At 71.8% G+C, this 23,766-nt stretch carries 30 protein-coding genes and 1 pseudogene; 26 read left to right on the top strand and 5 right to left on the bottom strand.

Features of this window, described 5'->3' with window-relative positions:
• A pseudogene (locus BUE44_RS33730) lies at window positions 1-693 on the bottom strand (transcriptional regulator); the annotation flags it as partial.
• A 1,209-nt stretch (window positions 694-1,902) separates the two neighbouring features.
• On the opposite strand from BUE44_RS33730, the gene BUE44_RS33725 reads away from it, so the two are divergent.
• On the top strand, window positions 1,903-2,553 hold the full coding sequence (locus tag BUE44_RS33725) for an HAD family hydrolase (protein WP_073502833.1): 651 nt from the start codon (window positions 1,903-1,905) through the stop codon (window positions 2,551-2,553).
• 4 nt (window positions 2,554-2,557) lie between these two features.
• Entirely contained in the window at window positions 2,558-3,394 is an 837-nt protein-coding gene (locus BUE44_RS33720) for a DUF1932 domain-containing protein (protein WP_079190319.1), read from the top strand.
• A gap of 4 nt (window positions 3,395-3,398) precedes the next feature.
• Here BUE44_RS33720 and BUE44_RS33715 read toward each other — a convergent pair whose 3' ends face one another.
• From BUE44_RS33715 to BUE44_RS33705, 3 genes are all read right to left on the bottom strand, one after another.
• Window positions 3,399-3,968, bottom strand: coding sequence for a phosphotransferase-like protein (locus BUE44_RS33715; RefSeq protein WP_073502831.1), 570 nt, complete (start codon window positions 3,966-3,968; stop codon window positions 3,399-3,401).
• Complete coding sequence (locus BUE44_RS33710; RefSeq protein WP_073502830.1) at window positions 3,965-5,002, bottom strand: AAA family ATPase; 1,038 nt, start codon at window positions 5,000-5,002, stop codon at window positions 3,965-3,967. Before BUE44_RS33710 ends, BUE44_RS33715 begins: the two co-directional genes overlap by 4 nt.
• Before the next feature lie 179 nt (window positions 5,003-5,181).
• Window positions 5,182-5,934, bottom strand: coding sequence for a GntR family transcriptional regulator (locus BUE44_RS33705; RefSeq protein ID WP_073502829.1), 753 nt, complete (start codon window positions 5,932-5,934; stop codon window positions 5,182-5,184).
• An 803-nt stretch (window positions 5,935-6,737) separates the two neighbouring features.
• Between BUE44_RS33705 and BUE44_RS33700 the strand changes: the two genes are divergently transcribed.
• The 11 genes from BUE44_RS33700 to BUE44_RS33650 all read left to right on the top strand — a co-directional run bounded on the left by BUE44_RS33700 (window position 6,738) and on the right by BUE44_RS33650 (window position 16,973).
• A complete protein-coding gene (locus BUE44_RS33700; protein WP_235002729.1) occupies window positions 6,738-7,229 on the top strand; it encodes an ATP-binding protein in 492 nt (163 codons plus the stop codon).
• A gap of 127 nt (window positions 7,230-7,356) precedes the next feature.
• On the top strand, window positions 7,357-7,632 hold the full coding sequence (locus tag BUE44_RS33695; RefSeq protein ID WP_073502828.1) for a WhiB family transcriptional regulator: 276 nt from the start codon (window positions 7,357-7,359) through the stop codon (window positions 7,630-7,632).
• Complete coding sequence (locus BUE44_RS33690; RefSeq protein WP_073502827.1) at window positions 7,629-7,856, top strand: hypothetical protein; 228 nt, start codon at window positions 7,629-7,631, stop codon at window positions 7,854-7,856. Before BUE44_RS33695 ends, BUE44_RS33690 begins: the two co-directional genes overlap by 4 nt.
• A gap of 109 nt (window positions 7,857-7,965) precedes the next feature.
• Entirely contained in the window at window positions 7,966-8,352 is a 387-nt protein-coding gene (locus tag BUE44_RS33685; RefSeq protein WP_073502826.1) for a hypothetical protein, read from the top strand.
• A 134-nt stretch (window positions 8,353-8,486) separates the two neighbouring features.
• The gene (locus tag BUE44_RS33680; protein WP_073502825.1) at window positions 8,487-10,595 is read left to right on the top strand and encodes a DUF2637 domain-containing protein; all 2,109 of its coding nucleotides are present in this window, start codon (window positions 8,487-8,489) and stop codon (window positions 10,593-10,595) included.
• A gap of 64 nt (window positions 10,596-10,659) precedes the next feature.
• Window positions 10,660-11,328 carry a hypothetical protein gene (locus BUE44_RS33675; RefSeq protein WP_143172647.1) on the top strand — a complete coding sequence of 223 codons (669 nt, stop codon included), beginning with the start codon at window positions 10,660-10,662 and terminating at the stop codon, window positions 11,326-11,328.
• Window positions 11,328-11,537 (top strand): hypothetical protein, encoded by a 210-nt coding sequence (locus BUE44_RS33670; RefSeq protein ID WP_073502823.1) that lies wholly within the window; start codon window positions 11,328-11,330, stop codon window positions 11,535-11,537. The genes BUE44_RS33675 and BUE44_RS33670 overlap by 1 nt, the downstream gene beginning before the upstream one ends.
• 126 nt (window positions 11,538-11,663) lie before the next feature.
• Window positions 11,664-13,832, top strand: coding sequence for a hypothetical protein (locus tag BUE44_RS33665; protein WP_073502822.1), 2,169 nt, complete (start codon window positions 11,664-11,666; stop codon window positions 13,830-13,832).
• Between the two features lie 10 nt (window positions 13,833-13,842).
• Entirely contained in the window at window positions 13,843-14,253 is a 411-nt protein-coding gene (locus tag BUE44_RS33660) for a conjugal transfer protein TraB (protein ID WP_073502821.1), read from the top strand.
• Window positions 14,254-14,343: 90 nt separating this feature from the next.
• The gene (locus BUE44_RS33655; protein ID WP_073502820.1) at window positions 14,344-16,686 is read left to right on the top strand and encodes a hypothetical protein; all 2,343 of its coding nucleotides are present in this window, start codon (window positions 14,344-14,346) and stop codon (window positions 16,684-16,686) included.
• A gap of 92 nt (window positions 16,687-16,778) precedes the next feature.
• Window positions 16,779-16,973, top strand: coding sequence for a hypothetical protein (locus tag BUE44_RS33650; RefSeq protein WP_073502819.1), 195 nt, complete (start codon window positions 16,779-16,781; stop codon window positions 16,971-16,973).
• 14 nt (window positions 16,974-16,987) lie between these two features.
• Here the strand turns inward: BUE44_RS33650 and BUE44_RS33645 are convergent, their stop codons facing one another.
• The gene (locus BUE44_RS33645) at window positions 16,988-17,239 is read right to left on the bottom strand and encodes a hypothetical protein (protein WP_073502818.1); all 252 of its coding nucleotides are present in this window, start codon (window positions 17,237-17,239) and stop codon (window positions 16,988-16,990) included.
• A 230-nt stretch (window positions 17,240-17,469) separates the two neighbouring features.
• Between BUE44_RS33645 and BUE44_RS33640 the strand changes: the two genes are divergently transcribed.
• The 13 genes from BUE44_RS33640 to BUE44_RS33585 all read left to right on the top strand — a co-directional run bounded on the left by BUE44_RS33640 (window position 17,470) and on the right by BUE44_RS33585 (window position 23,671).
• Window positions 17,470-18,042, top strand: a complete 573-nt coding sequence (locus tag BUE44_RS33640; protein ID WP_073502817.1) for a hypothetical protein — start codon at window positions 17,470-17,472, stop codon at window positions 18,040-18,042.
• A 90-nt stretch (window positions 18,043-18,132) separates the two neighbouring features.
• On the top strand, window positions 18,133-18,519 hold the full coding sequence (locus BUE44_RS33635; RefSeq protein ID WP_073502816.1) for a RapZ C-terminal domain-containing protein: 387 nt from the start codon (window positions 18,133-18,135) through the stop codon (window positions 18,517-18,519).
• Window positions 18,520-18,542: 23 nt separating this feature from the next.
• Window positions 18,543-18,686: a hypothetical protein gene (locus BUE44_RS37670; protein ID WP_159450329.1), complete on the top strand. Its 144-nt coding sequence runs from the start codon at window positions 18,543-18,545 to the stop codon at window positions 18,684-18,686.
• Complete coding sequence (locus BUE44_RS33630; protein WP_235002727.1) at window positions 18,683-19,168, top strand: RRQRL motif-containing zinc-binding protein; 486 nt, start codon at window positions 18,683-18,685, stop codon at window positions 19,166-19,168. The genes BUE44_RS37670 and BUE44_RS33630 overlap by 4 nt, the downstream gene beginning before the upstream one ends.
• A gap of 23 nt (window positions 19,169-19,191) precedes the next feature.
• A complete protein-coding gene (locus BUE44_RS33625) occupies window positions 19,192-19,392 on the top strand; it encodes a hypothetical protein (protein WP_079190317.1) in 201 nt (66 codons plus the stop codon).
• 63 nt (window positions 19,393-19,455) lie between these two features.
• Window positions 19,456-20,265 carry an ATP-binding protein gene (locus BUE44_RS33620; protein WP_079190316.1) on the top strand — a complete coding sequence of 270 codons (810 nt, stop codon included), beginning with the start codon at window positions 19,456-19,458 and terminating at the stop codon, window positions 20,263-20,265.
• A 40-nt stretch (window positions 20,266-20,305) separates the two neighbouring features.
• Window positions 20,306-20,896: a hypothetical protein gene (locus BUE44_RS33615; RefSeq protein WP_073502813.1), complete on the top strand. Its 591-nt coding sequence runs from the start codon at window positions 20,306-20,308 to the stop codon at window positions 20,894-20,896.
• Complete coding sequence (locus tag BUE44_RS33610; RefSeq protein WP_235002725.1) at window positions 20,893-21,276, top strand: hypothetical protein; 384 nt, start codon at window positions 20,893-20,895, stop codon at window positions 21,274-21,276. The genes BUE44_RS33615 and BUE44_RS33610 overlap by 4 nt, the downstream gene beginning before the upstream one ends.
• An 85-nt stretch (window positions 21,277-21,361) precedes the next feature.
• Window positions 21,362-21,622, top strand: coding sequence for a hypothetical protein (locus tag BUE44_RS33605; protein WP_235002723.1), 261 nt, complete (start codon window positions 21,362-21,364; stop codon window positions 21,620-21,622).
• Between the two features lie 9 nt (window positions 21,623-21,631).
• The gene (locus tag BUE44_RS33600; protein ID WP_079190315.1) at window positions 21,632-22,597 is read left to right on the top strand and encodes an Lsr2 family DNA-binding protein; all 966 of its coding nucleotides are present in this window, start codon (window positions 21,632-21,634) and stop codon (window positions 22,595-22,597) included.
• Between the two features lie 3 nt (window positions 22,598-22,600).
• On the top strand, window positions 22,601-23,158 hold the full coding sequence (locus BUE44_RS33595) for a hypothetical protein (protein WP_073502812.1): 558 nt from the start codon (window positions 22,601-22,603) through the stop codon (window positions 23,156-23,158).
• 15 nt (window positions 23,159-23,173) lie between these two features.
• A complete protein-coding gene (locus tag BUE44_RS33590) occupies window positions 23,174-23,419 on the top strand; it encodes a hypothetical protein (RefSeq protein ID WP_073502811.1) in 246 nt (81 codons plus the stop codon).
• A gap of 69 nt (window positions 23,420-23,488) precedes the next feature.
• The gene (locus BUE44_RS33585; protein ID WP_073502810.1) at window positions 23,489-23,671 is read left to right on the top strand and encodes a hypothetical protein; all 183 of its coding nucleotides are present in this window, start codon (window positions 23,489-23,491) and stop codon (window positions 23,669-23,671) included.
• Window positions 23,672-23,766 lie beyond the last annotated feature (95 nt).

Here is a 23,766-nt window from a genome sequence, read left to right as displayed (position 1 = left end):
CGCCGCCGCCGCCGCCGCCGCCGCCGGCGAGGCCTTCGCCGACCGCCTCGAGGACGGCTTCTTCTTCGGCTTGCGGACCTTCCGGGCTGCCTTCTTCGCCAGCTTCGCCATCGTCTCCCGGCCCGCCTCGCCGATCCCGGCCACCGCCCGCGTGTAGTCCGGCGCCGCCTCGTGCCGCTGCACCGTGCGGATCCCCAGCGCAGCGTCGAACTCCGGCGGGACGACCAGCACGAACTCGCTCGCCTTCCGGTCCCCGCCCTTCTCCCGGGTCCCCTGGAACACCCACACCAGCAGGCCCGTCTCCCGCAGCATCCGTAGGTGGTTCTCCACCGACCGCTTGCACAGACCCGTGCGCGCCATCAGCAGCTCGATCCCGGGACGGCACTGGAGGAACTTCGCCAGCTCCTGGGCAACGCGCACCGTCGTGGCACCGAACGAGCGCGGCCCGGACTCGTGATGCCGGCGCGGCTTGTACAGGCCGCTGCCCGCCACCCAGTGCACCGCCTGCATCCAGCTGTAGCTGTCCATCGCCAACCGGCTCGCCGACGTCGACAGCCAGTGCGAGGCATCCGGTACGAACAACTCCGGCAGTACTGCCGGCTCCGGCAGCACATCGACCGCGCCGTCGACCGGCAGGCCGGGACGACGCGGCGACGGAACCCGCACAGCGGCCGTCGCCGCCGCGGTACTCATCGGCCCACCCGGGCCGGAGTCAGGACAGAAGTCATCCGGCGACCGTGGAACAGCTCGCCTGTGGATAGAGGACGCAGAGCGCGGGCCGCGAGGTGGCCGCCCCGCTTAATCGGCATCCGTGGGACGGCAGCGAGCAACGACTTTCGATCAGCTCCGCACGCTGGCCCGGGGACACCGCATCGTGTGATGTCCGCCACGGCATAACCGCGGCGAGGCCGCTCGGATGGCTGAATCAGGGATACGCGGGCACGCCAGAACTGGCGCACCGGCCGGTGCGCGTGCAAAATGGCAGACGCCTCCTCATGTTCGTGGGTGGCACTACGAAGCCCGGCCTCCGTGCTTCGTGATCTTGTGGAGAGATCGAACTGTTCGACCGGCTGCGAACCGGGCGAACCCTAGGAGGGCCTGCGAAACCCTCCAGTTGCAGGTGGGGCGCTCAGCACGAGATGACTGCGAATCGTCTCGGTGACCGAGCCCCCGGGGCGGCACCTGGCCGCCATCGACTTACGTCATCCCGGCCCCCTCAGCAGAGGTGCGGACCGGGATGACGTGCGTTTGGGCAGCACGAACAGCCCGGCGACGGATCAGCAACCCATGGCTGCTGACCCCACGGCGGGGTTCGGTCTTGGAACGCGAATGGGCGGGTACCCTGATCACGTCGCCATCCCTTCGTTGCAAGGGTGTGCGGCCGGCCGACCGGACCCCCATCACAAGGTCCATCGGCCCGGTGTTGGCCCCTCCCGGCTTCCCCAAGCCGGTCGACGGGGCCACACTCATTTTTCGATCAAGCTCGGTGGTCACTGTACCGCTCCGTCGCGACAGCGGGTGCACGGGGTAGTGACGTGTCGTCACCATGGGCGTGGTCATGCGTACCATCCTCGGTGCCGCATTCAGCCCGATGGGCCAAACACGCCCAACGATTTCCCCTGGTCCCGCCAGGCGCGCGCTGACCTTCCGCCAGAGCCTGCATGACAAGACGGCGTTGCCGAGCATGCCCACTACCTCCCTCTCGACCTCGGAGAATGCGACCGTACGTCGGTGGACACCGGCCAAACTACAAACCTGGAGGTGTACATCCGCTCGCAGGCCTGCGCCGTAGGCCACCCGAGCCGCCCTGCCTACAAGGCATTTACTTTGCAAACCCCTACCGATCGGCCCTCTGAGCAGGGACGATGCCCAGCGAAAAGATGCGATCGCTAGGGTCGCAGCGTGCAGAGACTTGCCCTCTTCGATCTGGACGGCACGCTGGTCGACCGCAGCGCGGCGTTCGGTGACGCCGTCACGGGCCTGTGCGCTCAGCACCGGTACGGAGCGGACATCCGGAACTGGCTGCTGACCGAACTGGCGGACCGGGCCTACGCCGACGACTTCGCGCGGCTTTGCAGCACCTTCACGCTGAGCGAGTCCGCAGGCCACCTCTGGCAGGACTACGTCGACCGGATGGCCGCCTCCGTCACCTGCCACCCGGGCGTGATCGAGGGCCTGACCTGCCTGCGCGCCGGTGGCTGGACGATCGGCATCGTCACCAACGGCGCTTCGGACATCCAACGCGCCAAGCTCGCGGCCACCGGCATCACCAAGCTGACCGATGGCATCGCAGTCTCCGGCGACCTGGACGTCCGCAAACCAGACGGCCGCCTGTTCCGCCTGGCCGCCACGCGCTGCCGAGTACGACTCGCCGACGGTGGCTGGATGATCGGCGACAACCCCAGCGCGGACATCGGCGGCGGCCATCAGGCCGGCCTGCGCACCATCTGGCTGCGCGGCCGCCCCTGGCCCCCCGAGATTCCCGCCCCACACCAGACCGTCGACGACATCACCGATGCCATCGACTTCCTGCTCACCACCAGGCCGGAGTAGCACCGTGGACCAGACCGTCGGCATCCTCCACCCCGGCAGCATGGGCGCCGCCGTCGCGGCGTGCGCCGCGACCAACGCCACCAGCGTCCTGTGGTGCGCAGCCGGGCGCAGCCCAGCCAGCGCCGCGCGCGCCGCCCGATTCGGCCTGGAACCGGTGGACACACTGCAGCAGATGCTGGAGCGGGCCGACACCGTGATCAGCCTGTGCCCGCCGGCGGCCGCCGAGGACCTTGCCCGCCAAGTTGCCGAACTCGGTTTTGCCGGCGTGTACGTGGAGGCCAACGCCATCAGCTCCGAGCGGGCGCAGCGCATCGCCGCGGTGCTCATCCGGGCCCGGGCCGTCGTCGACGGCGGCGTGGTCGGCTCGCCGCCGGTCGACGGGAAGACGCCGACGCTGTACCTGTCCGGCCCAGCCGCCGCAGCCGGACAGATCGAGGACCTCTTCGACGGCACCGCGGTGCGCACGAGGGTACTAGGTGACCAGGTGGGGCAGGCGTCCGCGCTCAAGCTCGCATACGCCAGCTTCCAGAAGGCCAGCCGGGTGCTAGTGGCGCTGTCGTACGCCCTGGCCCGTGAGTACGGCGTCGACCAGGAGTTGCGCGACATCGCGTCCCGGCGCTCCGACTCGTACCTCGCCGAACCGCAGTACGTTGCGAAGGCGGCGGCGCGGGCCTGGCGGTGGGGACCGGAGATGGAAGAGGTCGCGCACATGCTCGATTCCGCCGGCCTGCCGCCGGAGATGCTGCGCGCGGCCGCGGCCACGCTGGCTCGGTGGGACGACGCCAAGGACGACAGCGAGCTCACGCTCGACGACGCCCTGGACCAGCTCGCCCGCCCGTAGCCGTTCATGCCGCCCCCGCCCCCGCCCCCGCCCGCAGCCCCTCATCGATGAGCCGCGCGGCGGCGGCCGGCGACGTCTGCGCCGTCTCCACACGCAGGTCCCAGTGCATGTCCGGGTGCGCGTCGACGTCCTGCCGGGTCGCGTCCCACGCCGCCAGGCGCTGCGCGGTGTCGGCATCGCCGCGGCCTTGCGACCGCTGCTCGGTGACGTCCTTCGGGCACCACAGCAGTACCCGGACCCAGGCGGCCGGGTAGCCGTCGACCAGGGCACGGATACCGTCGACCTGTCCGAGGTGCACCACGGGTACCCCTGCCGCGAACGATTCGTCCAAGCCGGGCCTGTCAATGACGTAGGTGTTGCCGTACCTGCTGTTGGTGTAGACGACGTCGCCCACTGCCTCCAGTCCGTGCAGCTGCTCGGGCGTGCCCATGCGGTAGCCCGTGGTCTTGCCCGCGCCCACCTTCAGCCGGGCGAACTGGCGGTAGCGCGGCGCCAGCGCCACCAGCTCCCGCGTGACGGTGTCCTTCCCCGCCGCTGGCGGCCCGTAGAGGATCACGCCCTGCTGACCGTTCACGCGTGCACCGCCCCGATCGCATGCCGCGCCTGGTCAGCAAGCGAGATGGCCGTGCCAAGGCGGTTGTCGACCACCATGTGGGGCACCGCCGGCCGCAGCTCCAGGTCGACGGTGGCGATGTACTCCTCCCACCGCTGCAGCTTCCAGGCGTCCCGTGCCGCGGACCGGAAGTTGATGTACTCGCGCATCGAGTCGACGTCGCACTGCACCCAGATCGGCGCGACGTCCACGCCGACCGCCGCGCACTTGTTGACCAGGCGCTGCATCCACGCTTCATCGGTCATTTCCGCGATGAATGGCGCGGTGAGCACTGTGGAAATCCCGCAGTTGATGTTCGCCCACGCCGCCTGCATCAGGCAGTCGTACTCCACCGGCCGCACGCGCTCGCGGTACAGCTCGGTGTGCCGGTCGTTGGCGTCGCCCCCGAGCGCTATCAGCAGCTGCTCCACCAGTGGGCGGGTCAGCGGGTCCTTGTCCAGTAGAGGCCACCCCGTCAGCTGCGTGACGAACCGCGCGAACTCCGTCTTCCCGCTGCCGGCGTAGCCGCCGACCAGCACCACCGACGGGCGGTGCGGATCGCCGCCGGTGTGGCGGCGCCGCCATGCGTCGATGATCCGCTGCTGCAGCGCCATGTGGTGATCAGTCGCCCCATGGCCGGGCGCGATCCGGTGGACAGCCCGCTCCACCGCGAGGACGTGGGCGCCGTTGCGCTGGTCGTCCGTCGGCGTCAGCGGGTAACGGATGTCTTCGCCGGGCAGGCTGTTGCGGAACCCCAGCTCGGAGTCCGTCGCGCGATACAGCAGCGCGTACGCCCGACGGTAGTGCGGACCTGGGAACACCTCGCCCTGCTCGTGCTGCCACAGCGTCTGAGGATTGGCTGCCGGCACGCCCTTGAGGCCCGCTCGTTCGGCGACCTCCCGGAGTCGCTCGCCAGCCTGTTCCAGGGTCAGGCCGTGTGCCTCGCGGATCTCCCGCAGCCGTTCGGGCCGCCACCCAACGTGGTGCTTTCCCACCCTCTGAGCCTCCATCGACATGGTCGGGAGCCTAGGTCCAGGCGCCAAAAAGTCGTGTGTACGCGGATGTTGAAAACGTGTGAACGCGGACGTGGACGAGCTTCGACAGGCCGACGTGATGTTGATTTCGCAGACTGGCCACTGTGATTGCCCCCACAAGACCACCGGTCAGAGGGGGCGAGATGCATAAGTCCGAGTTCTTAGGCATCGAACTCATAGTCCAGGACGTACGCGGCAGAGTCCAAGGTCATGTCGTTGATCTCGACCACCCGACCCTCAGCGTCGAAGGCTGTTCGCACGAGCTTGAGCACGGTCCTGTCCGCAGGAATCGAAAGACGAGCAGCTTCCTCTCCCGTGGGCATGCGACTGCGGATCTCCTCTCGGAACCGGACGGGCTCGTGGCCAAGATCGGCGAGCCTTGCGTAGATCCCGCCTGGTCCCGTTTCGGCCTGCGTGATTGGGGAGCCAGCGACCAGCGTCTGAGGCAGATACGAGGTGGCAAGCATGACTGGCCGGCCGTCCATCGAGTAGCGGCGACCTCGGACGCAACTTGTCTCTTCGTCGGCCAGCCCCAGGACGCGAGCGATGTGTTCCGGCGGCGCGACGTCCTCGTGAACGTTGATCTGGTCGACGTCCGGCGAACGGTCATCGTCGGCCGACCAGATGGTTTGCCCAGAACCCCAGCCGTCGCGCCTCAAGCGGTGAATGCCACGACGCCTGATCGGCCGGAACGACTGGACGAACACGCCCGAGCCTTTGCGGGAGTCGACGAGCCCCTCAGCCCTCAGCAGCCCAAGAGCTTGCCTGACCGTGAGTGGGGCTACGCCGAAGTCAGCTGCCAGCGAGTTCTCGCCAGGCAGTCGATCACCGGGCTGATACTCCCCGCGGTCGATCGAGGCTCGCAGGTCGTCCGCGATGCGCTGGTACTTCGGCCGGGCCGGCTCGTGGCTCATGGATCTCCCTGTCTCTCTATAGAGCCGATCGTACGGGCGCCACGGTTCGTCGGCGGCACCACCCGAAGGTGTTGCGACTCTAGCCCATGTCTCTCTATAGAGCTATTGACCTCACTATAGAGATTTGCTTCACTGGGGTCATCGCCAGATCGCGCAGAGCGGCCAGGTGATTACCAGTCGCACCGGACGCCGTCTCACGGCGAGCGGAAGGAAGCGCCCGTTGTTTGAGAACTCCATAGCGTGATCCACCACCGTTCGAGGGCAGTGACCATGCCGGCCCGAGGTGAGTGGAAACCCGTCGTAAGGCGCCATTACTGCTGGTGATGGCAGCTCGGCACGAGTGTTGACCCGTCAGGTGCTCATTACTGGCGGAGAGCTCGGAGGGCCGGCAGCCCACGACGTTAAAGAACGACGCGGCACACCTTGATCGCCTAGCGCACGTCCGGATGGATCCCCCGGACAGTGCCCGCGGTCCGCGTCAGTAGGAGATCCGGCACCTGCACTTCTGGGTGCCGCGCAGCTTTCGCAGCCCGTTCCTGTGCTGCCCGTCTTCGCCGCCCGCACCACACGGGGCGGCGCTGGCGGGGGATGCAGGACCGACACGCAACATGCGAAGGCCCCGGGGGGCAACCCGGGGCCTTTGTCGTCGGCCACTCCACCCCAGCCCATCAGCAGAGTCGAGTAGGAGTGCGACCTTGACGTACATCATGATATCCCCCCCCGCCGATCGTGCGCGGGGACAGCGACACGGACATGGACGAAGCCCTGCGCCGTGTCCGGCAGGACAAGAAGGGCGGAGCACGGTGAACGCGCCGGCCGCCGCCACGACGTACGGCACGGGAACGATGACCGAGCAGGGGCCGGAGCTTCCGGCCTCGATCCCCGGCCTGTACCTGCGCCGCCGGCCGGGCGGATTCACCGCGCACCTCACCGCCAGCGAGCACAGCCTGGCCACGGTCCGGCACCTGACCGCAGACGTCCTCCAGTTCCACGGCGCCGACCGCGAGTCGACCGGCGCCGCGCAACTGGTGCTGTCCGAACTGGTCGGCAACGCGGTTCGCGCCTGCGGGACTGACGTTCCGCTGGTCGTCGACGTCTACCGCAACCGCGACGGCATCACGGTGGCCGTGCACGACCCGGCCCCGGACCAGCTGCCGCACCGCACCGCCGCCGGCGACCTGGCGGAGTCCGGGCGCGGCCTGGTCCTGCTGGACCTGCTCGCCCCCGGCTGGACCGTCGACCGCTCGCCGATCGGCAAGCAGATCCGCTGCCGCCTGGTCGCGGACACGAAGTAGCGCACCGGCCGGGGCGGCCGGGAGGTCAGCTCGTTGATGGCGTGCACGTCGCGCCGGAGGGCCGCGATCACCGCCGCCCCGGCTCCGCCGAACATTCCTGACGCACGATCACGACTGAGGAGACGCCATGGATTGGCGACACCAGGCACAGTGCACGGACGAAGACCCCGAGCTGTTCTTCCCGGTCGGCAACGCGGGCCCCGCGCTGCTGCAGATCGAGGAGGCCAAGAGCGTGTGCCGGCGCTGCCCGGTGATGGACCACTGCCTGCAGTGGGCGCTGGAGAGCGGCCAGGAGCACGGCGTGTGGGGCGGCCTGTCGGAGGACGAACGCCGCAGCATGCGGCGCCGCGCCGCCCGCAACCGCGCCGCCAACCGTTCGAAGAACACGGAGGTGTCGGCATGAGGATCAGCCTTCGCCGCCGCGCCCCGTACCGGGACTGGACCGCCGCCGACTACGACTCCTTCGAGGTCCTCGTCGCCGCCGGCGTCCGCCGCCCCGCGGCCCGCGTCTCCCGCGCCCGGGCCTCCCGCCCGGTTCGCCGGGCGGTGCGCGCCGCTCTGCGCAGCGCCCGCGGCCGGGTCGGCCGCCACACGCGGCCGGCCACCGAGCCGCTGCACATCAACTGACCCGCTTCGTCTGTCGGTTGCCTCCCCCGCCCGTCCCGCTACCACGCGGGGACGGACGGGGCAGAGGGGAGCCGGACAGCCCGGACAACCGCAACCCGAAGGAGGCGCCGTGGCCGACCAGTCGCGCCAGCAGCGCACCGAGGACACCGCCCCGCGCACCCGTTACAGGGCGGGCGACATCGTCCTGTACCGCGACGCGGAGAAGTTCTGGACCGGCCGGAGCGGCCACACCACGGTCTGCAAGGTGGAGCGGTCCTGGACCAACGTCAACTCCGGTGCCCGGATGTACGACCTGATCGACGTGACGACCAAGCACCACTTGACCGGCCACCCCGACTACATGCGGCTGCTGCCGCCGGTCGACGCGATGCACGACATCGACACCGCGCCGCTGAGCGAGCCCGACGTCGGCGCGATGTCCGCGGCCGCCGTCGCCTGGCTGCGTCAGGCCCTGCGGACCGACACCGGCCAGCCCAAGGTTCCCGCCGCGGACTGACGCGGGAACGCCCGCCCTCGGCAATTGGAGTGCCGAGGCCGGGCGCACCGCTCAGCCTGCCACCCGCCCGCCTTTGCCACCAGCGCCCCCGGCCATGTCGCCGGGGGCGCTGCGCGTTCCAGGAAGGACATTCGGTGACCAAGACCGCCACCACCAACCGCCGCCGGAAGGCCGCGGCCGCGCCGCCGCGCCAGCGCCGCGCGACCCCGCCGCCGGCACCGGCGGCTCCCGACACCACCGACAAGCCCGCCGTCGCCGAACTCCCGGCCCTGCCGGAGGCCGATCCGGCCCTGGCCGACGCCAACGACCGCGCCGCAGACCTCGCGGACGCCCTGCGCGAGCAGGCCGCCGCCGACGCGCAGCGCATCCTGTCCGACGGCCAGGCGCGCGCCGAGCAGCTGCTCGAGGCGGCGCGCGGCGAGGCCGACACCCTCACCGCCGCGGCGGCCGCCGACCGCGACCGCATCCTGGCCGGCGCGCAGGCCGCGGTCGACCAGGTCCGCGCGCAGGCCGCCATCAACGCCGCGGACGCTGCCGCCGACGTCGACCACGCACTCGCCGATGCGCACACCCGGGCCGGCGCCATCACCGCCGACGCCCGCGCCGTGGCCGACCAGATCGTGGCCGACGCCCGGCGCGACGCCGACCGGATCACCACGGCGGCCACCGCACAGGCGGACCAGGTGCTGGCCGACGCGCGCCGCCAGGAGCAGGAGCTCCGGGCCCGCGCCACGGCAGCGGCCGACCAGGTAGTGCAGCAGGCCCGCACCGCGGCCACCGACACCCGTACTGCCGCCGACCGCACCAGGACGGCGGCCGACGCGCACGCCGCGCAGGTCCGCAGCTCTGCTGAGCAGGCGGCCAAGGGCATCCGGCAGGACGCAGACCGCGCCCTGGCCGACGCCCGCACGGACGCCGGCAACGTGAGGACGCTGGCGGAGCGGGACGCCGCCCGGATGCAGGACCTCGCCGCCGACGACCGGCTCGCCGCCGGGCAGGCCCGCGCCGATGCCGAGTTGGCAGCGGCGGCAGCGGCGGAAGAGCGGATCGCCGCCCGGCGAGACCGGGAGGAAGCCGAGCGGATCCTCGCCGCGGCGACCGAGCGGACCGTGCAGCGCGCCCGGCGCAAGGAGATCCGCCGCAAGGCAAGGGAAGAGGCCGCCGCCGGCACCGGTGTTCCGGCGCTGTCCGGCCGGGAGCTGGTCTTGGTCCTGGTCGTCGTCGTGGCGGCCGCGACCGTGTCCACGCTCGGCCTGCTGTCCTCCTACACCGCTCTGGAGACCGCAGCGCGCGGGTGGGGCTGGGACTGGCCGTGGCTGCTGCCGGTCGGCATCGACGTCAGCATCCCGGCGTTCACCGGCGCGGGACTGCTGCTGATCCGGATGGACATGGAGCTGCGGTGGGTCCGGTGGGTGCCTCGGGTGCTGACCGCCGCGACGGTCTACCTCAACTGGTCGGCCTCGCACAGCACCGCCGGCCGGATCGGGCACGCCGCGCTGACGCTGCTGTGGGTGGTGTTCTCCGAGATCGCCTCCCACATCTACGCCACGCGGATCGGCGCGGTCACCGGCAAGGTCCGCATGGAGTCGGTCCGCCGTTCCCGCTGGGTGCTGGCGCCGGTCTCCACCGCGCGGCTGCGTCGGCGGATGATCCTGTGGGAGATCACCTCCTACGACGAAGGCCTGACCCGCCTCCAGGAGCGCACCGTGCTGCGCGCTCAGCTGCGCGAGAAGTACGGCTGGCGGTGGCGCAGCAAGGCTCCGCTCGATCTGCGGATGGCGCTCAAGTTGGGGTCCGCCCCGGCGGCCCTGGCCGACACGCTCGCCCCCGCGACCGACTCGGCCGGGCCGGATGAGGGCGCGGACACGCTCACGATCGAGCGGGCCGACACGAACACGTTGGACGCTCACGGCGACGTGAGCGCGAGCGCGCCCGCGCTCAACTCCGGCCGCGCTCACGGTGAGCGTGAGCGCAGGGCGCTCACCGCAGGCGCTCACGAGGGTGAGCGCGAGTCGGCGAGCGCGAGCGCCGGGCGAGCGGATGCCGGACGCTCACGCACCGAGGCCGCCGCGCTTACCGAGCGCCGGGTGACCGCCGTCCGCGTCCTGCGCGCTGAGCTCCAGCGGCGCCCAGAGTGGACGGAGATCGTCAGCGCGCTCGTCAAGGCCGGGCTCGCCGAGCCGGACATGTCCCGCCCGACCGCTCAGCGGCTGCGCGCTCAGGCGGAGAACGACGCCGCCTGACGCTCACCGAGCGCCCGCCGCCGGTGAGCGCGAGCGCTCACCGCACCCGATCATCCTGCCGCTCATGGTCGCCACCGGACCGCGCTCGCAGCCAGCGGGCGCGGCCGGTGACGGCCACGGCCGGCAGACCGGTCACCGCGTACCCACGCACCCCGATATCAGGAAGGACCCCATGGACATCAACGCGCTGTTCACCGATGCGGGGCTGCGGGCGTTCACCGACGCCCAGCGCGACCAGCATCTGACCGACGCCACCCAGTACGCCCAGCTCTCCGACATCGTCCGGCGCCGCCTGGAGCAGACCCCGATCGACGGAGACCGCGCCGTCGGGAACTGGAGTATTTCCGCACGTCACAGGGCCCGCAAGGTGTCCCGGAAGCTCAAGCGGATGGAGCGCGCCTCCCGCCGGGCCGCCTCCAGCAGCGAGGCCCTGTACGCGGCGTACGTCAACCACGTCCTGGAGCTCCCGGACCGGCGGGAGCGGGCCGCGCTGCGCAAGGCGGAGCGCAAGGGCCGGCAGTTGCAGTCCGGCGCCGGCGACAGAGTCGCCAAGTCCCTGCACAAGTCCGCAGGCGTGTTCGGCGGGCAGCTCCCCGGCGCTTCGCAGCAGACCCAGACGGGCCCGCAGTTCCTGCCCTCCCAGTCGTTCCCGTACCCGGTGGCGGCCGGCGGCGAGACCCAGCAGCAGAGCATCGCCGACTTCATCCCGAAGGCCCCGAAGGAGGGCCGCTGATGGCCGCTGATCCGAACCGCAGCAGGCAGAACCAGGCGAACTTCTGGAACCAGAAAGTGGCCGACGCGAGGACCCCGGAGGCGGTCGTCGCGGTCTGGTACGACGCCTGCCGAACCGTCGCCAAGAAGGCCAAGCGGCTCGGCAAGCCGGAGGTCGAAAGCGAACTGGCGAACCTGCTGCACGACTTCTTCCGCCGCCACACAGGGTGACGGCTCTTCCTCATCATCATCACCCCGGCAGGCCGGGTGGAGACACCCCAAGACGCGCGCGCGTTGCGCGCGCGTGAGGGTGCCCCATGCGGTGACTGCCTGTCAACTCAGGAAAGGAGGTGCGGTATGGCCGATGACGGCGACAACAACGTGATCGACTTCCCGCGGATCGGGTTCACCCCGCCCGGCGGGGCGGGGTCCGGACCGGCATTCCCGGGGCCGTCCGACGACGCCCTGGAGGCCCCCGCACAGTACGAAGCGGAATCCGCCGGACCCCCGGTCCGGCGGTCCCCGCTGGACACTCTCGCGGGACTTCCGGCACCGGTTCCGCCGCTGCCGACCGGCGCCCCGATGCCCCCCGCCGACACCCCGGAAGGGGCCGGAAGCGGGGGCATGCTGCAGCCCGGGTTCGTACCCGAAGCCCTGGGCGGCCCGGCCTCCGCAGACGCCTCGGAGAGGGAATCCGCAGGAATCGGGGCGCTGTCCATGGCCGCGGTCCTGGCCGTCGCGGTGGCCGCCCTGCGGGGCATCCACACCGCCGTCAGCAACCGGCGCGCCACCCGCGAGCAGCGCCAGGCCGTCTCCGACGCCACCCGCCGGGGCAGCCGCACCAACAACGGGTCTGCCGGCACCGGCGGAACCGGAACCGGTGGTGGCCGCGGCGGCGGTGGCGGTGGGCGCAGGAACATCCCGTCCAGCCAGGACTGGGCGCGGCGCACCCTGGGCCGCACCGGCCCGGGCGGCGGCCGCAGCGGAAACGGCGGCGGCACCTCGCCGAACCGCCGCAACAACACCAGCGGACCGGACCGCAAGTCCACGGGCAACCGCAACGACCCGCCCGGCCGCCGGCGGAACACCGGGCCCAACAGCCCGAAGAAGCCCGGCGGCCTGTTCTCCCGCAACACCTCCAGCAAGGACTCCCCCGGCGGCGGCCGCAGCGACCGCAAGGACCGCGATCGCGCCCGGCGCGAGCGCATCAACGGTGTGCACAAGCCCACACAGTCCGGGGACACCGGCAGCCGCGTGCGGCTTCGGCGGCGCAACAAGACCAGCCCGGACACCACCGACGCCTCCACACGCGGCGCTGGCGGGAAGGGCCGCGGCGGCCGCACGAAGTCCCCCACCGGGACGTCGAGGCCCAAGGGCACCCTGCGGCCGCCGAAGAACAGCCCCCACCGCAACAGCAGGAAGAATCCCGGCGGCCCGAAGAGCAAGGCCACCGGGACCGGCAAGCCCACCAAGTTCACCAAGGCCGGGAAGAGCGGCGGCCCGCAGCAGCGGGTCGGGCTTGGTGAGGCGATCAGCGCAGAGGCCGAACGGCGGCTGCGTAAGCGGCGCAAGCACATGACGCCTGCGGTGTCGGTGGCGAAGAAGCACAAGAGGAAGGACAAGAGCCGACCGGGCAAGACGGGCACGACGTCCTCGAGCGCGCCGACGTCGACCGGGCCCACGACACCGAAGGCCGGGAAGATGAAGTGGAAGCGAGGCAGGAAGGGACCGGCCGCACCGGGCAGGCCCACCAGCCCGTGGGCCGGCGCCCGCCGCAGGATCCGCGTCCGCTGGACCAAGCGCCGGGCGGCCTGGACCGGCGGCGGCACGTACAGCGCCGGTCCGTCCGGCGGCCGGCGACACAGCCCGTTCGAAGCCGCCGGGATGGCCGCCGAAGCCGCGTACGGCACGACGTACACGGTGGAGCGGGCCGACAACCCCGGGGACCAGGAACGCCGCTGGGAGGCCAAGCCCCCCAGGGCGCGCCCGGCCGCCGCCGCGATTCCGCCGCCCCGCCCGGCCGCTGCCGCCCCGCCCGAAGCGGGCCCGGCAGCGGCGGCCCCTACCAGCACGAAGGGAGCGGGCATGTCGCTGCCTGCCAACACCACGCCGGGCTTCAACCTGGCGCCGTCGATGTCGGCCGAGCACACCACCGAAGTCACGCTGGACGACACCCTGGACGTCCTGGAAAAGCTCACCGGGCAGTCCTTCGGTGCCCACGACGAATCGGTGCGGCTGGCCGCCAAGGCCCGGCAGCTCCGGGGCGCCCTGGAGGACCTGGCCATCGACCTTCTGTCGCGGCACAACATCCTCGGTCAGCTGACCGGCGCCGCGATGGCGCGGCTGGCGGAGTCCATGGAAGTGCTGTCCCGCAAGGCCGACGAGATGGCGGTCAGCTCGCTGGCCGCCGCTGAGCTGAGCGAGGCCGCCGAACAGGCGATGTTCGACGCCTACAAGCCCGTCCAGCAGGCAACCGCCGACGCCGGCCTGGCCGTGCCGTCCGCGCGGGTCCACAACGAGGGCTGAGGAGGCTCCAGTGAGCGATCTCGTTCACCTCCCGTCCGGTGCCGGCGACGGCTCCGACAACGGGTTCCTGTCCCTGGCCCGGCGGGTCACCACCCTCGCCGCGGCCGCCCTGATGCTGAAGGAGGGCCTGTTCGTCCTCAAGGCCCGCATGGAGCGCAACTCCGGTACGGCCCGCCGCCTGTCGGAGATGTGCGGCGTCGCCGAAGTCGAACCGAAGTACACCGCGCAGATCCTCGAGGTCTCCGGGGCCCTGCAGCGGGTCGCGCAGGCATCCGGGGACCTCGCGGCGACCGCCGACGACATGCAGATCAAGGCGCAGGGCTTCAACAGCGCCCACCAGAGCGAGTACCGCGGGATCTACGAGGCCGTGAACGCCTCCGGGGTCCGCCAGGCCAAGCCCGGCTTCTACCGCGTCCGGTAGCAGCCGCACGCACTGCCGCACGAACCGCAAGCAAGGGGCCGCACCCGCCGGGTGCGGCCCCTCCCCTTTGCCTCCAGGAGGAACACCACCGTGAGCGCCACCGAAGCGACCGTCCCGGACCTCGACATCACCAAGGCCCCGCAGCCGGCCAAGGCGGCCACCAAGACCCCGGCGCCGGGCAAGGCGAGCCCGGCCGCCCGCGTGCGGCGCCGGGCCATGACCGAGCGGATCGCGTACGGCGCGACCGCGCTGGGCATGGCCATCGGCCCCCAGCTCGACTCCGGCCCCGCCTCCCTGCTCAGCTCCATCGGCGTCACCGCACTGACCGGCGCGGTCATCTACGAAGCGTCCAAGCCCGACAATGACGGCCGGATCGACGGTCACCGGCTGCTGCGCGCCTGCCAGGCCGGCCTGCCCGTCCTGACCGGCGGCGGCATCTACGCCGCGAGCGTCATCCACACCGGCACCTCCTGGTGGGAGCTGGTCGCCCCGGCCGCGTGGGGCGCGGTGATGGCGCTGCTCGCCCCGATCACCCGCCGCCGCGGCATCACCCCCGAGGCCACCGAGCTGCCCACCGACGCCGCGAGGGACACGGCCAAGGACGGCGAGAAGGGGCCGCAGCCCACCGGCTACGGCCCCTATGCCGACTGGCTCGCCCGCCAGTGGCACGACGCCGGCGTGGCTCCCGACACCCAGCTCACCGCGTTCGAGCAGTACCGGCCCGACCGCCCCGACTTCCGGTGCATCGTGGTCGCGCAGCGCGGCAAGGCGGTGCCGGCGCTGTCCGAGCGGCAGCTCGCCGCGGCGTTCGACATGCCGGAGGGCACCGTCACCCTGGAGCCGCTGCTCGGCTCCGGACCCGGCCGGATGGTCCTGACCGCCCTGCCGACCCTCCAGGAGCAGGCCCGCCAGGCCGACACCCTGGACGCGATGTGGGCGTCGAACGTCGCCGCGCAGGGCGGCGCGGCACCCGGGGTGGCGCTGCTGCGCTACCGCACCGAGAACGACCGCCTGGTCCTCCAGGTCGCCGCCCCAGCCAGCAAGACGATCCACCTGGACCACTCCAAGCTCTGCTCCGCCCTCGGCATCGACGACCCGTCCCGGCTGGTCATCGAGACCGACGGGATCCGGCAGGCCCTGATCAGCGTCTACCGCACCAACCCGCTGATGAACGTCCGCAAGGCCGTCCCCGACGACCTGGTCATGGACGACAAGGGCCGCATCAGCATCGGCGTGCGGCACGACGGCAAGCCGTCGAAGGTGCGGCTGTGGGACCCCGACCAGGGCGCGCTGCGCGGCATCACCGCCGGCGCCACCGGTGCCGGCAAGTCCGTGCTGCAACTGCTGCTCCTGCTCGGGGAGAAGCGCTCCGGCGTCGTGTCCTGGGTCGGCGACCTCCAGGGCGGCAAGAGCCTGCCCGAAGCGGACGGGAACACCGACTGGTTCGCCAAGGACGAGGGCCAGGTGCTCGGCATGCTCCTGGCCGCGCACGCGGTCATGAAGTACCGCGAGCGGATGTCCGCTGACCGCGCGGACTTCGCCCTGAACGACCCGTGGCCGCTGCTGAACATCACCCTGGATGAGATCAACCGTCTGCTGTCCCACCCCACCGAGCCGGTCAAGCGCACCGCGGCGATCCTGATCGCCGACATCCAGAAGACCGGCCGCAAGGTCGGCATCGGCATCCGCCTGGCCGTCCAGTCCCTGCACCTCAAGGACTTGGGTGATGAGGAGGCGATCCGGCAGCAGGGCAAGGCCGGCATGGTCGTGCTGATGCGCACCCTGTCCTCCAGCACCGCCGGGATGGGCCTGGACGGCATCGCGCCGCCCGGATTCGCCATGGAGAACATCCCCGCCCGGATCTACGAGTCCGGGCAGATCGAGGCCCTGTTCAACGGTGAGGACGACGAAGACGGCGTCAGCACCGCGGGCATGGCCTACGTATTCACCGACGGCCGGGCGGAGTTCATGCGCACCTTCTACGCGCACAAGACCAACGGCCGCTACACCGACCTGGCCGAACTCTTCGGCGACGAACCCCCGGTCACCCTCACCCCCGAGGAGATCGCGGTCGCCGGCGAGGCCTACGCGCAGCGCGACAACCCCGGCTACTTCGAGGGTCTGCTGCTCCAGGTCGCCTCCACCGAGGACGGCGGATTCACCATTCCGTCGATGCTCGCCACCACCGTCTCTTCCGGCAGTGGCAGCGGCAGCGGCGGGGGTGCGAGCGCGCCGGCGCCGAAGGCGGCCACGATCCGGGACAAGATCCTGGATCTGCTCGCCGAAGGGCCCAAGAGCCTCAAGGAGGCCCGCGCCGCGCTGCCCGACTTCGCGCACAACAGCATCAGCAACACGATGACGGCGCTGCGCGAGGAAGGGCTTGTCGAGCCGGTCAGCCGCGGCGTCTACCAGCTCGCCGACACCGACGACTGACCGCACACCGCACAGCACACGAGTGGGCGCCCCGCCCGGGGCGCCCCCTCGCAACCGTTCACCGACCCGACCACCCAACCGGGAGTTTCCCCGTGGCCCTGACCGTCTCCGGCGTCATCCTGTTCGCCGTCATCTGCCTTCTGCTGCTCCGAGGCGGCTACCTGCGCGTCCTGCCCGCCATCGCTGCTGTGCTGTTCGGGTTCCTGCTGGCCTCCACCGGCATGGCGCCCACGATCCAGTCCGGCCTTGACGGCGTCTCCCACGCCATCGCCAGCATCCACACCTGACCGGCAGCCGCCAGTCAGTCGTCGTAGACCTCGTATTCCTCGAACTCGTCTTCGTCGTCGTCTTCGATCAGCCAGACCCGGCCGTCCTCATCGGCGTACGCGGGCCAGATCTCATCGCCGATGACCACCCCGTCGATGATCACCTCGATGTCCTCATCGACGTCCAGGAACGCCACGCCGTGCTTGTCGGTGAACGCCGGGTAGATCGTCCCCCCGGCGACCACGGCATCCCACACGATCGGCTTGTCCGGCCAGAACCACCCCACAGCCGATCCCCCTTCCCTGCTCGCTCCGCATCAGCCTGACGCACAGCCAGGCCCCGCAACAGGGGGCCCGCTCCGGTCCACCCGCCCGGCCGCCGGCCGCCGCCCCCATGCGGCGCCCGGCGGCGGGACAGGCCGACCGGCCACCGCACGACAACGCGCACCCCCGCCCCGCCCGGCCCGATGGCCCGGCGGGGTTTCCCATGCCCGCCCCGGCACCCAAGGAGCCTCCCGTGGACTACCGCAACGCGCGCCAGACCCCCGCGCCCTACATCCCGCCGCAGCGGCCCCAGCAGGTCTGGGACGTGCTTCCCGGCACCGTCGACCAGGAAGTCACCGTCGTCTCCGACGCGGGCATGGCCAGCGTCCACGACCTGGTCCGCTACGACGCCCCCGCCGCGAACGGCCAGGTCGTCCCCGTCGACCAGCACCAGCCGATGGTGTGGGTCCCCGCCGGCGCCAACAACTTCGTGGCCGTGCCGAAGGACTCGCTGCCGGCCGGCTACCTCCACACCACCGTCATCCCCGCGCCCCAGCCGCTGCCCGCGCCCGGCCCGCTGATCGACCCCCGCGCTCAGATCCTCGCCGCCGGCGGCATCACCGCCGCGGGCATCGGGTGGGGCGCAGCCCAGATCCTCTCCAGCCTCGCCGGCCTGTCGGGTGGCGCACTGATGGGGCTGGCCGTGCTGCTGGTCGCCCTGCGGATGCCCGCCAGCCGCAGTGGCGGCGGTGACACCTACAACGTCACCAACACGACCCACAACACGAACAAGTGGTTCGGCAAGTCCACCTCGCACAACGGCTGACGGCCCCGTGGTCCCTCCCCGTACCGCCCCCCGCGGGCCGGGGGCGGGCCACGGAGCCGGACAGCCCGGCCCCACGCTGAGGAGGACCACATGTCCCAGCCCGAACGGCGCCTGTGCGTCATCAGCTTCGGCTTCCTGCACGCCGAACCGCCCATCGAGGCCGACATGATCATCGACCTGCGCCCGCTGCGGGACCCGCACATCGACCCGGCCCTGCGCGAGATGACCGCCCGCGACCAGGCGGTGGTCGACACCGTGCTGCGCACCCCCGGCATCCCCGAGCACATCACCGGCGCGGCATTCCACGCCCACCGGGAGCTCACCGAGGGCTTCGACGTGACGACCGCGGTCGGCTGCTCCGGCGGCCGGCACCGCGCCCCCGTCGTCGCCGAACACGTCGCGGCCGCCGTGCGCGAGTACGGCTGGCCCGTCGACGTGATCCACCGCGACCTCGACAAGCCCGTCGTCAACCGCTGACCACACCCTGGGGGAACTTCGTGATGCCCTTCCGCACCCGCCGCGCCAAGGACGGCCGGCCCCGCCCGCGGATCCTGCGCGTGCAGCTGCACCGCGGCAAGGCCGCCGCAGCCCTCACCGACCGCCCGGGCCGCACCCCGGCGCCCTGGCCCCGCCGCTTACGGTGACCGCGCCCGCAGCCACCCCGGCCGGGAAGGCCGGCGACGTCGCGGACGGCCTGGTCGACGTCGACCCGTACGACGACGGCACCCCTGGCGGGATCCCGACGTACGACTGGAACACGGCACCGAAGGCGGAATTTGCCACGCGCCGCCAGTTGCGGGCGATGGGTCTGCGCCCCGGGGGCCACGGGCCGGCTGCGGAGCTGAAGTGCCGGAAGTGCTCGTTCAAGCCGCTCACCGAGTGCCGGCACAAGGCGCTGCTGTTCCGCATCGACCTCGCCAAGAAGGTCCGGCCGATGACGTGGGCGAAGGAAGTCGCGCTGGACAAGGCGATGGCCGCGCGGCAGACCTGCCCGAGCTGCGGCCGCAGGTACTACTACTGCCTACCGCTGAAAACCCTCGGAATGTGCGTGCCCTGTCACGACGACGTCCCCGCGGACCCCACCCACTACACGCTCCCGCGCACCGGCCACCACCTGGCCGCATGACCGAATCCGAAGGAGACCGTGCTGTGTTCACCGCAGGCGACGAAGTGCTGATCACCTCGTGCGCGGACGACCCCCGCGCGACGGGACGGACCGGCGTCATCGTCGACGACGTCGCGCCCGGGCCGCTCACCGGCGGCCGCTGGACCGTCAAGGGCATCGGCCCGCTGATCGCCCCGGTCCTGTGCCACCCGCAGGAGCTGCAGAAGACCGGCCGCACCCGCTGACGCACCGCCCCGCACGGCCCGCCGATTCCGGCGGGCCGTTTCTCGTTCCCGAAGGAGACCCACGTGCACATCCCCGAACCGGCGCTGATCGCCATGGTCGGCGCCGCCAGCAGCGGCAAGTCCACCGTCGCCGCGGCGTTCCCGACCGGCTGGCGGCTGGAGCTTGACACCCTGCGCGCCATGGCGGCCGACTCCCCCGGTGACCAGTCCGCGACCCCGGCCGCCGTCTCGGTGTTCCGCACCCTGCTGGACGCACGCCTCGAGCGCCACCTGCCGGTCCTGGTGGACTCCACCAACACCGACCAGGCGGTGCGGGCGCACCTGCTGCAACGCGCCCGCACCTTCGGTGTGCCCAGCATCGCGATCCTCGTGCCCGCCGACCTGACCACGTGCCTGACTCGGCAGATCAACCGGTCGCCGGACACGCGGGTGCCCGACCACGTCGTGGCCGCGCAGCACTCCGCGGTGCCCACCGGCGAGCAGCTGCTCGCCGAAGGCTGGGACGCCGTGCACGAAGCCGCCCGCGTCGACCTGCTGGACATGGCCCTGGCGCAGGCCGCAGCCGCGGACCCCGACCCGCTGGACGACGTCCGCGCCACCTTCGGCGAGGACCTGAGCCGGCTGTTCGCGTTCGACGGCAGCGACTACGAGCGCGGCCGCTTCACCGTCGCCGGCCGCGACCTCGAGCTGCGCTACGTGCGCGCCGAGCCGTACGACGACCCCTGGCAGGTCCGCATCGGCAGCACCTGTGACTGCGGCGGCAGCCTCTGGGTTCCCGCCACCAGCCCGGCCGACCTGCTCGCCGCCTACCGCGACGAACCGGCCGACGAAGCCGTCTGCGACCGCTGCGACGACCTGCTGTTCGCCGGCTGACCGACCCGCTCACCACCCCACCGGAAGGAACCCGCACCTCATGACCACCCCCAACCGCAGCGAACACCTCGCGCTGTTCGCCGCACTGAACACCACGTTCGCGGGCCTGCACGGCCTCGGAGACCACTGGGTCCAGAACTCCCGCGACGCGTCCGGCAAGGGCGCCCGCGGCACGCACCTGGTGTACGCCGCCGACGGGAAGCCCGTCGCCGACGACCCCTGGCGCCACGGCAAGGAAGGCCGCACCTGCACCGCCAGCGCCTACGGCCGTTTCTGCGTCACCCGGCACGTCGCCTCCTACAGCGCCGTGCAGCTGCTCGCCTCGGTCGCGGTCACGCGCGCGTTCGGCATGCACGTCCCGGTCCGGGCGCTGCTTGCTGGCGCCGCCGTCAACGGTTTGACCCATGCCGCCCTGGACCGCAGGGAGCCGTTGCTGTGGCTCGCCGCCCGGGCCGGGAAGGCCGGCTACATCCAGCACGCCACCGCCGTGCGCAAGCCCGGCGACGCGGCCCCGGAGCTCTCCGGACCCGGCAAGGCGCTGATGGAGCTCGATGAGGCCGCGCACCGCGCGATCGGCGTCGGCACCGCACTCGTCACCACCTGGCTCGCCACCCGCCGGACCGTCCGGTGACCGCCACCGACACCGACGCCGCAGCGGAGGACCCGCGGATCGAACGCGCCCGGGCATCGGTCGGCATCGCCCTGATGGCGCTGCAGCAGATCGAGGACGACCTGGCGGACCTGGCCGACCCGGAGACGCTGGCGGAGATCCTGCGCGAGCTGTTCCGCGAAGAGGACCCGCAGGCCGGAGTGTTCGGCAGCCTCGCGCAGCTCTTGGCCGTCGCCGGCAAAGCCGTCGACCGCTGCCGGTTCGAGCAGGAGAACGGCATCGACCTCGACGGCGACGTGGTCTGTCAGTTGGAAGAAGCGGCCGCGTTCGTCATCGACTCCGCCGGCCTGCGCCTGCACTACGCCACCCGCACCCTGCACCCCGCAGGGGAGCGGCCCTAGCTACGCCCCGGGACAGCCGCTGTGCTTGGCGGCTTCGACGGCTGTCCCGGGCTCCACACCTCACCTAAGAGGAGGGACGCCCAGTATGACCACCGCCGGTCTGCCCGGCACCACCCCGACACGCCCGCCCGCAACCGCCCCGCCCCCCGTCTCGCTGGACTGGCACGACGGCTGGCACTTCACCGGAGGCGGGCGCTGCGTCCTTTGCAACCGCCACACGGTCCTGCGATCTCACGCGGGCGAGGACGTCCACAAGGTCTGCGCCGAACGCTGGCTTGCCCGCAACCCCGGCAAGGACCGCTTCGTGTCCGACCTGCCCCGCGGCCGCCGCCGCGGCACGGCATAGGAGGCGGCCATGTTCGACGAACTCAGCGCCGCCGACGAAGCCCTGGCCCTCGGAACATCCGAGCCGCCCGCCGGCGCGGTCACCCTCGCGTCCCGGACCACGGCACGCCACGCCCGCGACAAGGACGACCTCCTGGTCCTCCTGGACGCCCTCGGGCTGCCGACCGACCCGGACGCGACGACTCCCCTGCTCCCCCTCATTCCCACGCCCGATCCGGCCGCCGACGCGGTCGACCCTGAACTGTCAGGAGACCAGCCCGTCATGCCCCACTCCCCCGCGCAGAGCGCCGACGACGTACCGGCCGTCGACGCCTTCGAGGCGGTCGCCGTCTCGATGCACCACAGCGGCTACCCGACGGCCGCGATCACCGAGGCCACCGGCCTGACCGAAGAGGAGATCACCGCCGTGGTTGCCGTCGCCGACGGCACGGACCCCGCGACCACCGAGCCCGCGCCGGCCGCCGCGGCGCCGGAGTCGGAGATCACCCCCGGCACCGTGACCGCCGAAGACACCGCTGCGGACGATACGGCCACTTCCGTCCCCGACCACACCGTGCCGGACATCGTCGACACCAACGTGCTGCTGCCGTGGGCGGAGCAGCACCCGCTCGCCAGCGTCCGCGCCAAAGCCGCCCGCATACGGCAGGACCTCGCCGACCTCACCCAGCGCCTCGCCACCGAGCAGGCCACCGCTGAAGCCGAGGCGCGCATCGTCCAACTGCGGGCCGACTTGAAGGCCGAAGAGGAGCGCCTGCGGCAGCTCAAGGCCGGCGGCCCCCGTGCCGCCGCAGTGATCGAGGCGCCCACGCCGATCCGCCCCGCCAGCGGGAAGCGCTCGCGGGAGGAACTCGCTGCGATCCGCACGTGGGCCCGCGAGAACGGCCACCAGGTCGGCGCCGCCGGAGTCATCAAGGCCTCGATCATGGAGGCCTACGACGCCGCCCACCAGCCGGCCACGCTGGCGAAGGCGGGCTGAGCGATGACCGACGGCATAGTCCTGGACGGCTACCTGGACGAAGAGGTCGCCGCCGACGACACGGTGGGCACCCGCGCACGGTTCCGCCTGATCGTCTCCCCCACCGACGAGCTCGTCGACGAGATGGTGCTGCCGTGCAGCGTCGCCGACTCCGAACTGACCAACGCCGTGCTTAACGAGCTGCGCCCCGGCGACCACGTCCGCGTCACCGGCTACCTCGGGCTCCCCCGCATCAGCGGGCACCCGATGTGGCTCCAGGTGCTCACCCTCGAACTACTGGGCACCCTGCCCCTGGACCCCGCGGACGACGACGCCGACAACCAGGCCGACGCCGGCGACACCACGGCGGCCGACGCCGGTCCGGTGACGCCCTCGAGCGACACCCTGTCCGACGTCGGGAGGCTGGAGCGCTACGGCCAGTACATCGTCTGGTCCGACCCCGACCTGTGCGCCGACACCGTCTGGACCAAGTCCGGCGAACTGCTCGGCACCGCCGTCTACCCCGACACCTGCACCGACCTCATCGACACCCACCAGCGCCGCGCCTACGGCGACGCCTGACCCGAAAGGAACGCCGTGGCACGCATCACCGCCACCATCCGGCCCGTCCACGACGACGCCGAGCAGACCGTCTGCACCCACCCGGTCACCAGCACCGGCAAGCCCCGCGACCCCGAATCCGGGTGCACAGGCCGCGCGGCGTACACCGCGACATGTTCGGTCGGGGACTGGACCGTAACCCGCCCCACCCGGGCGGAGCTGGAGTACCTGCGCGACATCCACTTCGGCACCCACCTCGCCAAGCCCACCACCCGCACCTGACACCGAACGGGGGTGCGCGCCCCGCCTGGACAGCCGGCACGCACCCCCACCCACACGGAGTGCACTCCCATGATCCTCATCCAACGCGCCGCCGACGACCCCTCGGACAGCGCCCCCGCCCCCTCCACCGGCCTGGCCGTCAACATCCCGCGACAGGCCGACCCCGCACGCCCGGACGCGATCAACGTCGGAATCATCGCCCGCAAGCCGCGGGCTGTCGCCAACGCCCTGCAGAAGCTCTACGGCATCTGACCCACAGAACTGACGAGGCCCCGGACCGCAGCAACTTCTGTTGCGGGCCGGGGCCTCTTTGCGTTCGGTCGGGCGCTTACGCCGTAAGCCCCACA

The organism is Actinacidiphila paucisporea, from assembly GCF_900142575.1.
GTDB lineage: Bacteria > Actinomycetota > Actinomycetes > Streptomycetales > Streptomycetaceae > Actinacidiphila > Actinacidiphila paucisporea.
The sequence above is the reverse complement of the archived record's forward strand: the minus strand, read 5'-3'. Positions and strand labels throughout refer to the sequence as shown.